The organism is Sorangium sp. So ce726 (assembly GCF_051521405.1).
Lineage (GTDB): Bacteria > Myxococcota_A > Polyangia > Polyangiales > Polyangiaceae > Sorangium.
Genome location: NZ_CP150349.1, coordinates 2,896,820 through 2,911,512, shown reverse-complemented (window position 1 = coordinate 2,911,512; position 14,693 = coordinate 2,896,820). Strand labels below are relative to the sequence as shown.

At 71.6% G+C, this 14,693-nt stretch carries 11 protein-coding genes; 5 read left to right on the top strand and 6 right to left on the bottom strand.

Annotation, left to right across the window (positions count from 1 at the left end):
- The first annotated feature begins 96 nt into the window (after positions 1-96).
- On the top strand, positions 97-738 hold the full coding sequence (trxA, locus tag WME79_RS11115) for a thioredoxin (protein WP_437534726.1): 642 nt from the start codon (positions 97-99) through the stop codon (positions 736-738).
- Between the two features lie 72 nt (positions 739-810).
- On the opposite strand, the gene larC is transcribed toward trxA, so the two are convergent.
- Both larC and larB read right to left on the bottom strand, forming a co-directional pair.
- Positions 811-2,247, bottom strand: coding sequence for a nickel pincer cofactor biosynthesis protein LarC (larC, locus tag WME79_RS11110; RefSeq protein WP_437534725.1), 1,437 nt, complete (start codon positions 2,245-2,247; stop codon positions 811-813).
- A gap of 67 nt (positions 2,248-2,314) precedes the next feature.
- Positions 2,315-3,067, bottom strand: a complete 753-nt coding sequence (gene larB, locus WME79_RS11105) for a nickel pincer cofactor biosynthesis protein LarB (protein WP_437534724.1) — start codon at positions 3,065-3,067, stop codon at positions 2,315-2,317.
- Between the two features lie 165 nt (positions 3,068-3,232).
- On the opposite strand from larB, the gene WME79_RS11100 reads away from it, so the two are divergent.
- Both WME79_RS11100 and WME79_RS11095 read left to right on the top strand, forming a co-directional pair.
- A complete protein-coding gene (locus tag WME79_RS11100; protein ID WP_437534722.1) occupies positions 3,233-3,982 on the top strand; it encodes a hypothetical protein in 750 nt (249 codons plus the stop codon).
- A gap of 78 nt (positions 3,983-4,060) precedes the next feature.
- Positions 4,061-5,443, top strand: coding sequence for a TldD/PmbA family protein (locus tag WME79_RS11095; RefSeq protein WP_231864778.1), 1,383 nt, complete (start codon positions 4,061-4,063; stop codon positions 5,441-5,443).
- Positions 5,444-5,683: 240 nt separating this feature from the next.
- Here WME79_RS11095 and WME79_RS11090 read toward each other — a convergent pair whose 3' ends face one another.
- Positions 5,684-6,313, bottom strand: coding sequence for a helix-turn-helix domain-containing protein (locus WME79_RS11090; protein WP_437534721.1), 630 nt, complete (start codon positions 6,311-6,313; stop codon positions 5,684-5,686).
- Between the two features lie 199 nt (positions 6,314-6,512).
- A complete protein-coding gene (locus WME79_RS11085) occupies positions 6,513-8,123 on the bottom strand; it encodes a lamin tail domain-containing protein (protein WP_437534720.1) in 1,611 nt (536 codons plus the stop codon).
- 78 nt (positions 8,124-8,201) lie between these two features.
- On the opposite strand from WME79_RS11085, the gene WME79_RS11080 reads away from it, so the two are divergent.
- Entirely contained in the window at positions 8,202-8,546 is a 345-nt protein-coding gene (locus tag WME79_RS11080) for a helix-turn-helix domain-containing protein (RefSeq protein ID WP_437534719.1), read from the top strand.
- A gap of 42 nt (positions 8,547-8,588) precedes the next feature.
- Here the strand turns inward: WME79_RS11080 and scpB are convergent, their stop codons facing one another.
- A complete protein-coding gene (scpB, locus tag WME79_RS11075; protein ID WP_437539818.1) occupies positions 8,589-9,629 on the bottom strand; it encodes an SMC-Scp complex subunit ScpB in 1,041 nt (346 codons plus the stop codon).
- Positions 9,630-10,308: 679 nt separating this feature from the next.
- Positions 10,309-12,249 (bottom strand): segregation/condensation protein A, encoded by a 1,941-nt coding sequence (locus WME79_RS11070; RefSeq protein WP_437534718.1) that lies wholly within the window; start codon positions 12,247-12,249, stop codon positions 10,309-10,311.
- A gap of 125 nt (positions 12,250-12,374) precedes the next feature.
- Between WME79_RS11070 and WME79_RS11065 the strand changes: the two genes are divergently transcribed.
- Positions 12,375-14,684, top strand: coding sequence for a serine/threonine-protein kinase (locus WME79_RS11065; RefSeq protein ID WP_437534716.1), 2,310 nt, complete (start codon positions 12,375-12,377; stop codon positions 14,682-14,684).
- Positions 14,685-14,693: the final 9 nt, after the last annotated feature.

Genomic DNA, 14,693 nt, shown 5'->3' with positions numbered 1-14,693 from the left:
AATTGCGCCGAAATCACCTTCATCTCCGCGATCTCGGCGGCGGAGCCCTCGCGCCGCTCGATCTCGCAGGAAAGGCCCGCTATGAATTCGCCCGCCATGGCCGTTCCCGAGATCAACGAGCAGGAGTTCGAGCGCGAGGTGCTCCGCAGCGAGTTGCCCGTGCTCATCGATTTCACCGCCACCTGGTGCGGACCGTGCAAGACGGTCGCCCCGGAGGTCGACGCCATCGCGCGCGAGCTCGAGGGCAAGGCCAAGGTGGTCAAGGTCGACATCGACCGGTCGAAGCGCATCGCCACCACGCTGCGCATCCAGGCCGTCCCGACGTTCATGGTCTTTCATCGAGGCCGCCCGGTGGCCGCCGAGCAGGGCGTCCTCAACCGCAAGCAGCTCCGCGAGTTGCTCGATCCGTTCCTCCCGCGCGCCGAGGGCGCCATCCGGGCGGCCGAGCTGGCGCAGCTGATCCGGGAGGGTCAGGTGGTCCCCGTCGACACGCGCGAGACCCCCGCCTACGGCCGCGCCCACATCCCGGGCGCGGTGCACATCCCGATGGAGGAGATCGAGGGCCGGCTCGCCGAGCTCCACATGCTGGCCGGCGCGCCGGTCCTCTACTGCCGCTCCGGCGACAAGTCGAAGGACGTCGCCGCGAAGCTCGCCGAGGAGGGCGTGCCCGTCGCGTTCCTCGAGGGCGGCTTCCTCTCGTGGGAGGCCGAGGCGCTCCCGATCCAGCGCCCCGACTGACCGCTGCCGCAGGGTGACGCTACGCCGCTCGGCGAGCTCGGCGCCGAGCGGCAGCACCTGCACGGCGCGGCGTCACCCCTTGGCGGCCGACAGCGCCGCCGAGACGACCTCGCGCACCGGCACGCCGTGTGTCCTCGCCGCCGCGGCGCAATCGTCGAACTCCGGCTTGATCTGCGGCGGCCCGAACGGCCCCTCGCTGATCTTCACCCGGATGGCTCCGTACGCCGTCTGCACCGTGATGATCCGCCGCGGCCGCTCGGTGCGCGCGACCGGGATCTTCCGTAGCCCGATGCTGGTCGTCTCGCGGAGCAGCGCCGTCGCGACGGCGTCGGCCTGGGGGGCGGCCGCGAGCGCCGCGATCGTCAGGGCGGGGCGCCCCTTCTTCATGGTGATCGGCGCCGCCCAGGCGTCGAGCGCGCCAGCCGCGAACAGCGCCTCGATCGCGTGCCCTGCCACCTCGCCCGTCAGATCGTCGACGTTCGCCTCGACGATCACGTGCGACGCGCTGCCGAGGCTCTCCTCGCCACCCGTGCGCGTCCCGAGCACGACCCGCAGCAGGTTGGGGCGGTCCGGCAGCTCGCGCTGGCCGGCGCCGAAGCCGATCCGATCGGGGGCGAACGTCGGCCAGCGCTCGAACCGGGTCGCCAGCGTGGCGATGATGGCCGCGCCGGTGGGCGTGACCAGCTCGGCGTCGAGCTCGACGCCGTAGGTCGGGACGCCGCGGAGGCACGCGACCGCCGCGGGTGGCGGCAGCGGGAGGATCCCGTGCCGCGCCTTCACGAACCCGCGCCCCATGGGCAGCGGCGATCCGACGACCTCCGCCCCGATGTGCACGATCGCCGCGGCGGAGCCCACGATGTCGACGATCGCGTCGACGGCGCCGACCTCGTGGAAGTGCACGTCTTCCAGGCGGATCCGGTGCACGGCGGCCTCCGCCTCGCCGAGGCGCCGGAAGATCCGGCGTGCCAGCGCGGCGACGGGTGGATCGAGCGGCGCGGCGGCGAGCATGGCGTCGATGGATCCGTAGGTGCGCTCCGGCTGCGGCGCCTCGACGTGCACGTCGAACGAGGTCGCCACGATGCCGCTCCGATGGGCGTGCCCTCGGTGCAGGTGGAACCCATCGAGCGGCAGCGCGGCGACGGCGCGCTCGATAACGAGGAGAGGCACCCCGAGATCGAGCAGCGCGGCGATGGTCATGTCGCCTGCGATCCCGCTGAACGCATCGAAGAACAGGACCTTGCCCGTGCCCGCGCCCTCCTCGAGGAGCGGCGCGCGCGGATGGTCGTGCCCGTGGTGGTGATGGCCCCCGTGCGCATCCCCGTGCTCGTGGTGGTGATGGCCCCCGTGCGCATCCCCGTGCTCGTGGTGGTGATGGCCCCCGTGCGCATCCCCGTGCTCGTGGTGGTGATGGCCCCCGTGCGCATCCCCGTGCTCGTGATGGCCCCCGTGCGCGTGCTCGTGGTGGTGATCGTCCCCGTGCGCGTGGTCGTGATCGTGCCCGTGTCCCATCTCTCGCCTTCTCCGTTCCCCGGGCGCCTTCGCGGCGCGGCGCTCCCGCGGTCGCGCTCGTTCCGCGCTACTCCTTCGGCAACATGCGATGCACCACCATCGCCGCGCCGAAGCCGCTGTCGATGTTGACCACGGCGACTCCGGAGGCACACGACGTGAGCATGGAGAAGAGCGCGGTGAAGCCGCCCAGGGCAGCGCCGTAGCCGACCGACGTCGGCACCGCGATGACCGGCGCCGCCACGAGCCCGCCGACCACGCTCGGCAGCGCGCCTTCCATGCCCGCGACCACGATCACGGCGGACGCCTTGCGCAGCTCCTCGACGCGATGAAGGAAGCGGTGCAGCCCCGCGACCCCGACGTCGTACAGCCGCTTCGCCTCGAGGCCCACCGCGCGCAGCGTCTCGATGGCCTCCTCGGCGACAGGGAGATCGCTCGTGCCCGCGGTCACGACGGCGACCGCCCCGGCAGCGCGCTTCGGGAGCGGCGCGACCTCGATGCTGCCGGTCCGCGCGAGGGGCACATAGCGGAACGCGGGCAAGAGCGCCGAGACCGCCGCGCCCTTCGCGGCGTCGACCCGGGTCACGAGCACGTTCTGCCCCGCCCCCGAGATCTCCCCGGCGATCAAGGCGATCTGCTCGGGTGTCTTCCCTTCGCCGAAGATCACCTCGGGGACGCCCTGCCTGAGCGCGCGGTGGTGATCGACGGTCGCGACGCCCAGGTCCCGGAAAGGCAGCCCTCGGAGGGCATCGAGCGCCTCCTCGACGGCAAGCTCGCCGGTCCGAACGCGCTCAAGCATCTCCCGGACGAGGCGCGGCTCCATGTGCGCAGCCGCTTAGCGCGGTGGCGTCCCCAGAGCAAACGTTCCGCCCCGCCTGCCCAGCCGCGCCCGGAAGACCCCTGGTGTGGGCCGATCGAGCCGCCCTGGTCAGGAAAAGGTCCAGGCACTTTGCGCAGGAGGGGGCGACAGGACTACTTTCGGCGTCGCGTGCCCGCCTTCGTCGCTCCCCTCGTCGGCTTTGCTCTCGGTGCGCTGCTCGCCTGGTTCAGCGCTGCAGCCCCTCACCGCCTGGGCGCGCTGCGCGCGGCGGAGCGGCTAGCGCCTGGCGCGCGCAATCGGCCGCTCGCGCTCGTCTCCTTGTTCGCCTGCCTCGTCTTCGCGCCGGTCTGCGCGTACTTCCTCGTATTCGCCCCTGATTGGAGCTTCGCGTACCTCGTCGACACGCGCCGCATCCCGTCCGCCGTCGACCTCGTGCTCGTCCTCGTCAACGCCGCCTCGGTGCCGGCCGGGTTCACCGCCGCGAATCGCTTCGCCGGGAGCGCTGGCGGCAGGTGGACCGCGCAGCGCGCGGTCCGCGCGCTCGCCGTCCTCGCCGGCGCGCCGCTGTCGATCGCCCTGGTCGCCGTCCTGGCCCTGTCCCGGCGGCTCGCGCTCGACGGCACGTACCGGCAGGTCGAGGGCGACTTCGGCGTCCACCCGGTCGCCGGCGGTCCGCTCGGTTATGCGCTCCTCTGGATGTACACCATGCTGGCCGCCGGCTTCGCGGTCACCGTGAGCGCCCTCCTCCGGCGCGAGCCCGCGGGCGCCGCGCCGAAGGCCGAGCCCTCCCCCGGCGCGCGCCCCCGCGCCGTCCCGAGTGAGCCTGCGCCTGAGGTCGTTCCGCCCCGGCCCGCCTCGACACGCCCTCAGCGGCGGCTCGGCGTCGGCAGCGGCGGGCGCTCCAACCGGCCGGGCTGAGACGCCTCTTGTGCGCGCGGGAAGGCCACCGCGTCACCGCGTTGACGGAGCCAGCCCGCTCCACCACCCTGTCGCCCCATGTCCGAACGAGCCCGCGTGGAGCAGCAGGTCGAGGAACTCATGGAGCTCGCCGAGCAGGTCGTGACGCGCGCCAGGAAGGGCGGCGCCGACGTCGCGGAGGCGATCGCTCGCTCCGGCTCCGAGCTCACCACCAAGGTGCGCCTCGGCGAGCCCGAGCTCGTCGAGGAGGCCGTCCACAAGGGCCTCGGCATGCGGATCATCAAGAAGCAGCGCGTCGCGCTGACCTCGACGTCCGACCTCACGCCCCGCGGCATCGATCGCTTCGTGGCGGACGCGCTGGAGCTCGCCGACATCTCCCAGGAGGACGCGTTCGCCGGCCCCGCCGATCCCGAGCTCATCGCCAAAGGGCCTCTTCCCGCGCTCGATCTCTACGATCCCTCGGGCGGCGAGGTCACGGCCGCGCAGGCGATCGACATCGCGCGCCGAGGCGAGCAGGCTGCGCGCGACGCCGACCCGCGGATCACGAACAGCGAGGGCGCGACGTTCTCGCGGAGCGCGGGCGCCTTCGCCCTCGTCCTGTCCGGCGGCTTCCGCGGCGGCTTCGCCGGCTCCTACGCGCAGCTCGTGGTCTCCCCGATCGCCGACGACAGCGGCGACAAGAAGCGCCGCGGCTTCTACTTCACCGGCCGCCGCCACCTCGCCGACCTGGACGCCCCGGACGCCGTGGGCCGCGAGGCGGCGCGCCGGACGCTGCGCAAGCTCGGCGCCCGCAAGGTGGCGACCTGCGAGGCGCCCGTCGTCTTCGACCCGGACGTCGCCCGCTCGATGCTCGGGTTGCTCGGCTCCTGCATCATGGGCAGCTCGATCTGGCGCAAGTCGAGCTACCTCGTCGGCCGCGAGGGGACGCGCATCGCCAGCGATCTCATCACGGTCGTCGATGACCCGCTGATCCCGCGCGCGCCCGGCTCGCGCCCGTTCGACGGCGAGGGCCTCCTCGCCCGGCGCAACGTCGTGGTCGAGCAGGGCATCCTGAAGACTTACCTCTGTGACAGCTACAGCGGCCGGAAGCTCAAGCGCCCGCCGACCGCCAGCGCCTCGCGCGGCGCTGGCGGCGGAGTCGGACCGTCCACGTCGAATTTCCTCCTCCAGCCCACCTCCACGCCGGCGGCGGAGATCGTGCGTTCGACGCCGCGCGGGCTGTACGTCACCGAGATGATGGGCTTCGGCTTCAACGCCGTGACCGGCGACTTCTCCCGGGGTGCGTCCGGCTTCTGGATCGAGAATGGAGAGCTCGCCTATCCCGTGAGCGAGGTGACCATCTCCCTGAACCTCGACGAGCTCTTGCAGCGGATCGATGCCGTCGGAGACGACCTGGATCTCCGGACGTCGACGTGCTCGCCGACGTTCCGGGTCTCCTCCATGACCATCGCTGGAAGCTGAGGCGCCTCCGTCCGAGGGGCCGTGCTCCTCGGGCGCGCCTTCCTGCGGAGACTCAGAAGCGGACTCGACAGCGGGGTTGCAAGCGACCCATCAACCGGCCCCGGGTTGTGCTGCAGGAGGGGGTTCTGACCTCAGCGGCTCGCTTTGCAGTGCTGCGGCTCCTGGCGGAGTCTCCTCGGGCGCGGCCGGCCGTCCCAGCCCAGCCTCTTCTGCTGGGCGTAGGACGGCCGGGGCCCTGGTTCAGCGCGACGACCCGCCTGCAGCGAGGCTCCGCGGCGGCTCTTCCGACGCCGGACCGCTCGCCGCCTGGAGGGGCGTCGCCGTTTGCGCGGCCGCTTCGGGCACGAGGAAGCCCTTCAGCTGCTGCGCGTCGCTCCGGCCGATCCGGCCGACGAACGACGGCAGGCTGATCGGCTCATCCGACAAAGCGACGAACGTCCCCTGCGAGTTCGCTCGGTGGAGCGCCTCGAAGAGGGAGGGGACGTCCACGTCGCTGGACACCGCCCGCACGTCGACGATGTACACGTCCGCGGGGTCCGCCCCCGCGAAGATCAGCGCGTCATACGGGTGGCTCGCGTGCCGGATGGGCACGCCTTCCCCGAGGGCTCGCGCCACGTGGGCCATCGTATCCTTGGTGCCGATGGCCATCATCGACTTGGAGGTCGCCTTGGCGAGCTCCCGGGGCACCGAATAGCCCCATGCACGGAGGAACTCGGCCACGTCCGCAGCCTTGAAGCGCAAGTGTCTCCCCGGCGTACGGAAATGGGCAATCCTCCCCCGATCTACCCAGTTATGGATTGTCTTCAAGTCGACCTCGCACAAGGCTGCGAGGTCCGATGCCGTCAACAGCTTTTCACGAACACCAGCCATCGCCGAACTCCACGCGAAAGGCACCTGCCGCACAGCTCGCGTTCACAGCGCGGCAGCGTCTCCTCAGGTGGCGGCCCCCCCACCCGTCTGTCTACTCGATTGAAACCTAGCTCTCATAGACGGGTCCGTCACCCGCTTTGCTCGAATTTTCTCGGCCCCATGGCGAGTTCGCCCCGCGCGGAGGCAAACTCCCCATCCTTCAGGGGATCTCCTGGTTCATTATGTTCACGCGACCGGGCGTCGGCCAGCTGGTCGCGAAGGAGCCAGCCGAGCCGTCTGGAGCGTGCGAAACGACGCGGGCCAGGCTCATTCCCGGCTTTGGCACGGGCGCGGCGGGCGACCTGGACAAGACAACACCTCCTCGATCCTTCAATTTGAGCGGTTCTCCCGAGTTCGACAGCCCGTGGTTGCCAAGTTTTGGCACGCGGAGAAGAAGCGTCTCGGGAGGAGACGGAGGGTCGAGCTCATCATCAGAAACGTAGTCCTCGTTGACGACCAGAGCATACGCGCCGGGCATGAGGGAAATAGGGGGCAATTCGGTCTCGCCACCCACATCGGCGAGTACAACCCCTGTGAGCTCAGCAGGGACATCACCGTCATTGTAGAGCTCGACCCACTCCTGTCCTGGCTCTGGCCCGACGGGGTTTGCCAGCACCTCGTTGATGACCACATGGGGCATGGGCGCCAGCGTCATGGTCGAGAACGTCCGGCGCTCCACGACCCCGGCGTTGTCGACGGTGGCAATGGCGAGCTCCACGGGGCTCAAGGGCGGCAGGGGAGCCAGGACGAACAGCTCGCCCGGCGGCACCGCGAGGACTTCGTCGAAGCCCGCGCCCGCGATCGCCCAGAGCAGCGGCGCATCCGCCGATCGAACGAGGATTCGATCGTCGGCGATCTGAGCACAGCCTGGCCCGATGGCGAGCTCGTCCGGCGCGCATGCCGCCGCGATGGCTGGAAGCGGAACCGATTCCAGCACAAACGGACGAGGATCCAGGCTCACCGCCGTCGGCTCGCCGGGGAGCGCGTCGGGAGGCCCCACGAGGCGCACGCCGTCGGCTTCGGGCGGCGCCGTGGCGGTTGGCTCGCCTTCGAAGCGCAGGCAGCGCGCGCCGATGTCGTCGACGGCGCCGCGGCGCAGCTCGCCCGCCGGTCCGCCAGGCGCGAGTGTCGCCGCAGCGACCACCTCCGGGAGGGGCGCGTCGCCGCACCACACCCCCAGGCCGAGGGTCGCGCCGGCGTCGGGCGGCGGCCAGAGCCGTGAGAGCACGGGCGGCGAGCCCTCCGTCGCGATCTGGATGTGATGCGAGAACACAGGGCTGCCGCTCGCGATGGCGTAGGTCTCCCCGGGCGCGAGCGGGGCGAGCGGCGCAACGGTCAGCGAGAGGTCGCCAGGGGGTGTCCCGTTCAGCCAGGCGATCGAGGGGACGACGCGCTCCGACAGCGCCGTCGACAGCTCGCCTCGCTCTATCTGCCGGAGGTGCGCCGCGCTGAGCTTGCCGCGGACGACCAGCGCACGGGCGGGATCGACGCTCCCGAGAGCGGCGCCAGGGAGGAGCACGCGCACCCGCAGCACCGGAGGCGCGGCGTCCAGCGGCGCGGCGGGCTCGATCTGGAGCTCGGGGCCCGCGTCTGCAGGGCCGGCGACCCCGGCGTCCTCTTCGTCGCCGCCCTCATCGAGCTGCGGGGGGACGACGAGCTCTGGCGCGCAGGACAGGGGTGAAGCCACGAGCGGCGTGAGCGCGAGCGCAAGCGGCAGGGCGCGGAGCGCGCGGGGAGTCCACGAGGGGCGAATCGGGCAACAATGGGTCATGACGCGGAGTTCGGCGGGAGCTCGCTGCCGGTTGCTCGACGTCGCTTTCTTTTTTCGAGGCCGCTACCCTCGCCCCGCATGGCCCCCGAGGACATCAAGAAGCTCCGGCAGGAGCTCAGCTGCACGGCCCGCGAGCTCGCCGGAGCGCTGGGCATCGAGCAGGAGACCGTGCTCGCGTGGGAGCACGGAGATCTCTTTCCCACGAAGCGCTTCGTGGGAATGATGGAGGAGCTGCGACGAAAAGGTCCGGAGGCGATCCCCCGCAAGAAGCGGAGACAGGTCGCCACCTCGCCGCTCCAGATACTCGCCGATCCCGAGCTCTGGAGGCTCTTCCGCAAGCTCCTCGCCCACCCCGAGCTGAGGAGCGCCGCAACGAAGCTGGCCGAGGCCTATCCGGATCCGACGGATGCTCCGCCGCCGTAAGCGACGGGGCGACGCGCTGGACGTTCAGACAAGGGTGAACGTTCAGTCCTCGTCGTCTTCGTCGTCCTCGTCCTCGTCGTCTTCGTCGTCCTCGTCCTCTTCGTCGTCTTCGTCCTCGTCATCCTCGTCTTCGTCGTCTTCGTCCTCCTCCTCGTCCCCATCCTCGTCTTCGTCGTCCTCGTCCCCGTCCTCGTCCTCGTCGTCTTCGTCCTCCTCCTCGTCCTCGTCGTCTTCGTCCTCCTCCTCGTCGTCCTCGTCGTCCTCGTCGTCTTCATCCTCGTCGCGCCGTTCATCCGCGACATCGTTGGCGTGCTGGAAAGCGTCCTTTTCAGCAGGCTCATCAAGCGCTGCGTCCGCTCCCACGACAGAGATCTCTTCAGGCATTTCGTCTTCCCTTGCTTCCATCGCGACCTCTCCCTCCCGCGGCGCAGCAGACGACGCGCCGACGTCTTCCGATAGGTTCTCCCCCGCACTGGCGACGCTCGTCCGGATCGATCCCTCCGCGCCGGCGAAGCTCTCTTGTCCCGATGTCACCACCCCCGTCTCGGGCGGCTCTTCGCCGAGCTCGCGCTCATAGGCACGGCGCGACTCATCGGTCAGCTCGGTGAACTCGCGCAGGGTGGGCAGCTCGCCGAGCGCCTTCAGGCCGAAGAACTCGAGGAACTGTGCCGTCGTGCCGTACAGCATCGGGCGCCCAGGCTCGTCCTTCTTGCCCAGGATCCTCACGAGATCACGCTCCAGGAGCGACTTGAGCGCCGCGCCGGAATCCACACCGCGGATCTCGTCGATCTCGGGCCGCGTGATCGGTTGCCTGTACGCGACGATCGCGAGCGTCTCGGTCTGGGCGCGAGACATCTTGACCGGCTTCTGCTCTGTCACCTCGCGAACGAAGGGCGCAAATGCAGGGCTCGTTCGAAAGACGTACCCTCCGGCGACCTCGTCCAGACGAAATCCTCGTCCGTCGTACTCCGCGATGAGCTCGGCCAGCAACTCTCGCACGACGCGGTGCTCTGCATTCGCCGAACGCGCGAGATCACGGGCCGGCACCGGTCGCTCCGCCACGAAGATGAGCGCTTCCAACACGCCCTTCAGGTGCTTGCGCGCGACGGCAGAGAGCCCGGGCACCGTGGTTGCGCTCCGGACAGGAACGTCGGCGCGGCGCGCCGGATGACCGAGCTGGTCCCATGCGCCAGCGCGGAAGCGAGCGACCGGATCTTGCTTCGTCCCTCTCGGTGCGCGCGGCTCCTTCTTCCCGCCCCTCGGCCTCTTCGTTCCGCCGAGCCACGCGTGCGCAGATGCCCTCAGCCGCGCCGGTGTGGCCTGCGCGCTCGCCCTCGCCGGCGTGCCCTGCCCTGCCGTCTTCGGTGCGCGCGGCTCCTTCTTCCCGCCCCTCGGCGTCTTTGTTCCACCGAGCCACGCGTACGCCGCTGCCCTCAGCCGCGCCGGCGTGGCCTGCGCGCCCGCCTTCGCCGGCGTGCCCTGGCCCGCCGTCTTCGGTGCACGCGGCTCCTTCTTCCCGCCCCTCGGCCGCTTCGTTCCGCCGAGCCATGCGTGCGCCGCCGCCCTCAGCCGCGCCGGCGTGGCCTGCGTGCCCGCCTTCGCCGGCGTGCCCTGGCCCGCCGTCTTCGGTGCGCGTGGCTCCTTCTTCCCGCCCCTCGGCCGCTTCGTTTCGCCGAGCCATGCGTGCGCCGCTGCCCGCAGCCGCGCCGACGCGCCCTGTCCTGTCGTCGTCTTTGCTATGCGCCGCCGCTTCGCCGCGGCATCAGCCACCGTCACGGCCACTCCCTGCGTCTACCTCATCCACCTCTGTCGGCGGCGATGCGAAGTCCTCTGCGGTCGAGTGCGCGTTCGGGCCCACAACCGCATCTCGCTCCGCCTCTTCCGGAGCCGGACCGGCATCGGCTTCCGCCGCGTCCACCGCAGGCTCGCCCCCGGCGACGTCGTGCGCACGGCTCGTCTCCTCCGCGGTCCCGGGAAGCTCCGTCCCCGATGCTTCACCGCTCGATTCCTCAGTTGGCTCGGCCAGCTCCGGGCCCGTCGGTTCGCCGGTCGGTGGCTCCACGGCCTCCGCGAGGTCCACGTCACGCGCCTCGACGTTGCGCTCTTCCACGGGCTCCGCCAGCTCCGACCACGCCGGTTCGCTGCTCGACGCCTCCGCTGCCTCCGCAGGCTCCGGTTCTGCCTCCGCGACGCTGACGTCCTCCAGCCGCTCCACGGGCTCTGCCAGCTCCGACCACGCCAGTTCGCTGCTCGACGCCTCCGCTGCCTCCGCAGGCTCCGGTTCTGCCTCCGCGACGCTGGCGTCCTCCACCTGCTCCACAGGCTCCGCCAGCTCCGACCACGCCAGTTCGCTGCTCGACGCCTCCGCTGCCTCCGCAGGCTCCGGTTCTGCGGCCTCGGCGCTGATGTCCTCCGCCTGCTCCACGGGCTCAACCGGCTCCAGGCTCTCCGGTGCGCCGCTCGGCGCCCCCGCTACCTCCGCAGGCTCCGGTTCTGCGGCCTCGGCGCTGACGTCCTCCGCCTGCTCCACGGGCTCAACCGGCTCCAGGCTCTCCGGTGCGCCGCTCGGCGCCCCCGCGAGCTCCGCTCCCGACGGTTCTTCGTGCGTCGGCTCAGCCGGCTCGACGAGCTCCGGCCCAGCCGGCTCGCTTCGCCCCACCTCGACGGCCTCCGCGACCTCGCCCTCAGCGGCAGCGGGCGGCGCTCCTGCCTCCTCGCTCCCCGCCGTCTCGATCCGCTCCGCCGCCGGCGCGCCGTCCTCGAATCCGTCATCCGCCACCGGCGCGCCATCGGCTACCGCGAGCTGGATGTGAATCGGCGCCAGCGTGTCCGTCTGATGGACCCGGATGAGCCTCAGCTTGCACATCTCGAGCACGGCCAGGAACGTGATGACGACCTCGAAGCGAGGGATCACGCCCCCCTTCGAGACGCTGTCGAGCAGCAGATCCTCGAAACGCATGGCGCGCCGCACCGAGAGCTTCTCCGTGAGCTCGACGATGCGATCCGTGATGCTGATGCGATCGAAGACGACCTCATGATCAATCTGGACGTTCGTCCGCTTCAGCACCCGCTCGAACGCGTCCAGCAGGCTGAAGATGGCCGTCTGCGCGAACGGAGCCGGGCCCTTTGGCACCTCGCTCTCGCTCATGCCGCGCGTGAACACGTCGCGCCCGAGCGTCCCGCGCTCGGCCAGGTCGGCTGCGGCGACCTTGTACTTCTGGTACTCCAGGAGCCGCCGGACGAGCTCCGCCCGCGGATCCTCCTCCTCACCCGGCATCCCGTCGTCGTCCTGCCCCGCAGGCACGCTCGGCAGGAGCATCTTCGACTTGATGTGCGTCAGCGTCGCCGCCATCACGAGGTACTCGCTCGCGAGGTCGATCGACAGCGAACGCATGATCTTCAGGTACTCGAGGTATTTTTCCGTGACGAAGCTCACGGGGATGTCGAGGATGTCGAGCTCGTGCTGCTGGATAAGGTGCAGCAGCAGGTCGAGCGGCCCCTCGAACGTGGGAAGCGTGACGACGTACTCGCCCTCGCGCGGCCCTGCATCGGCCGCCGGCGAGGCGACCTCCCGGGGCGGCGAGGCGGCTTCCCGGGCCGGCGAGGCGGCGGCCTGGCGCGCGGCGGGCGCAGGGGAGGCACCCGCGTTGCCGCGCCCTTTCCCGTTGCGCGCCCGTGCTGCACCCGCCTTGGAACCGCTCACGCCGCGACCGTAGTCGCAAGGCGCCGGTCGGTCCACGTCCGAGCGTCCTCGGGCGCTGCGGCGCGCCGAAACGCCGCTCCCTCCGAGAATTTATGGCGGGAGCGGTGCTAGGATCAGCGCCGTCGATGGAGCCGTCCCCCGCGAAGAGCTGCCCCTCGTGCGGCGAGCGCTACGACGCGGGCGTTCTCTACTGCCCGCGCGACGGCACCCCGCTCGCGAGCTCGCGCAAGAGCCCCACGTTCGGCGCTGCGGAGCGCGACCCCTACGTGGGCATCACGCTCGGGGGGCAGATCCAGACCCGCCACCTCATCGGCATCGGCTCGATGGGCCGCGTCTACCGCGCTTTCCAGGCCGGGATCGAGCGCGACGTGGCCGTGAAGATCCTCCACCGCGAGCTCAGCAGCAACGCCGAGCTCGTGAGCCGCTTCCACCGCGAGGCCAAGATCGCGAGCCGGCTCGTCCACCCGAACGTCGTCCAGGTCCTCATGACCGGGAGCGTCCCCCCCACGACCGACCCCCGGATCGGCGGGGAGCTCTACCTCGTCATGGAGCACCTCGACGGCATCTCGCTGCTCTCCGCGCTCGCCGCGGCAGGGGCAGGCGGCGAGAGCGAGGCGCTGCCGCTCCCGAGGGCGCTCCACATCGCCCTCCAGGTGTGCGACGCGGTCGGCGAGGCGCACGCGCAGGGCATCGTTCACCGCGATCTCAAGCCCGAGAACATCATGCTCGTCCGCCGCGGCGAGGACCCGGATTACGTGAAGGTGCTCGACTTCGGCATCGCCCGCCTCGACTGGGCCGACAAAGCGATGACCACGCAGGCGGGGCTCATCTTCGGCACCGCCAAGTACATCTCGCCCGAAGGCGCCGAAGGGCAGCGGGTCGGTCCGCCGGCGGACGTCTACTCCATCGCGACGATGCTGTACCAGTGCCTCGCGGGGCGCGCCCCGTTCGAGGGCGACTCGCCCGTCGCGCTCCTGGTCCAGCACACGCACGCCCCGCCGGCGGACCTGCGCAGCATCGCGCGCTCCAGCTACGTGCCCGAGCCCATCGCGCGGATCGTGATGCAGAACCTCGCCAAGAAGCCCGCGGACCGGGCCCCCGACGCGCGCGCCCTCGGCCGCGACCTGGCCCTCGCCGTCCGGGCGAGCGGGCTCGACCCCGATGAGATCGCCGCCCAGCCCGGGCTCCTGCGCGCCAGCGCGGTCATGAAGCTGGCCTCGAAGTCGCGCACCAAATCGCTCGATCTCTCCCCCGCGCTCGCCGCCCAGATCGGCGGGATCGCCGCGCCGACGCTCGAGAGCGCCCACATCGGCGACCTCGAACCCCGCCTCCCGGGGGGCGAGGCAGCGCGCTACAGCGACCCCGCGTCGTACCGCCGCGAGGAGGAGCGCTCCTCCTCCAGCGGCGTCGACCGCGCTTCGTCCAGCGCGATGAGCTCGGCGCCCTCCTGGACCACGCCGCTCGCAGCGTCGTCCCAGGCCGAGCGGCCTTCGAGCGGCGCGCGGTTCGGCGGCGCGCTCGTCGAACCGGTGGAGCGGCTCGACGCCGGAGCGCGCGCATCGTGGAGCACCGCTCGCCACGGCGTCGCGGCGGACGAGCCCGCGCGCACGGCGATCGGCCTCGGCATCGATCCCATGCGCGACGCTGCGCCCGTCCCGTCGACCATGCAAGGCGTCGAGTCCGCCACGCGGCCGCTCCCCCGTCGGGCGATGATCGCGCGCGCGACCGCCCTCCTCGCGTGCGCCAGCGCGGTGGGGTTCGTCGTGTTCCTCGGCGGGCGGCACCTCGGCGCCTTCGGGGGGCCGACCGCACACGACACCCTCGAAGAGCACATCGAGCGCGCGCGTGACTGCATGGGCAGGCACGCCTGGGACACCCCGCCCCGCGAGAACGTCAAGGAGATCGTCTCGCAGGCGCTCGCGCGATGGCCAGGAGACGCGCGCCTCGCCGAGCTCCGCCGCGAGTCGTCCGAGCGCATCGTCGCCGACGCCCTCGGGCGGAAATACGCCGGTGACAAGGCCGGCGCCATCCGGCTGGCGAAGCTCGCGCTCGAGCTGCAGCCGGCGCTCACCACCGCCCAGCACCTCGTCGCCGAGCTCTCCGGCGGCCCGCCGGGCGCCTCCCCGGCGCCGCCCCCTCAGGTCGCTCCGCAGAGCTCGGGGCCACAGGCCGCAGTCCCCGACCGCAGGCCTGCGCCGCGCCGCCCCGCGTCGGCCGAGGTCCGCGGTGCTCCCCAGGGCCAGCCGCCAGCGCCCGTCCCCCGGGGCGCGCCGGCCCCGTCCCCGACGCCGGGCGGCGCGGGTTCGCCCGACAGCACAGGCGCCGCCTCGCCGCCGGCCAGCGCCGCACCTGCGCCGGTCCTGCCGCCCTCGCCGCCGCCGCTGCCCACGGACGCCGCCTCGCCGCTCCCCTCGTCGACGGGTCCTTGGCTATAATCCAGAGAA